This is a genomic window from Streptomyces yerevanensis (assembly GCF_000716805.1).
In the GTDB taxonomy this organism is placed as follows: Bacteria; Actinomycetota; Actinomycetes; order Streptomycetales; family Streptomycetaceae; genus Streptomyces; species Streptomyces flaveus.
In genome coordinates, this window is record NZ_JNWJ01000292.1 from 1 (window position 1) to 232 (window position 232).

At 69.8% G+C, this 232-nt stretch carries 1 pseudogene; it reads right to left on the reverse strand.

Annotated features, from left to right (window positions below):
* A pseudogene (locus OP79_RS49460) lies at window positions 1-210 on the reverse strand (sugar phosphate isomerase/epimerase); the annotation flags it as partial.
* Window positions 211-232: the final 22 nt, after the last annotated feature.

Sequence of the window (232 nt, forward strand, 5' to 3'; positions counted from 1 at the left end):
CGCGACGAACTTCCACGCCGGGTTCTGAGGCCAGGCGTTGCACCAAAAGCCGTAGCCCGTGGGCACCTTGCCGGGCGCGTCCGCGGGCACGCGGGTGAACGATGTGTCCAGTACGCCGCGGATGTCGGCGCCCGGGCAGAGTGTCGCGTCCTTGGCGGCGGCGTGGAACACCAGCGGGCCCAGCCACTTGACGCAGGCGATGACGTCCATGCCCTGCCACATCAGGTGGGAG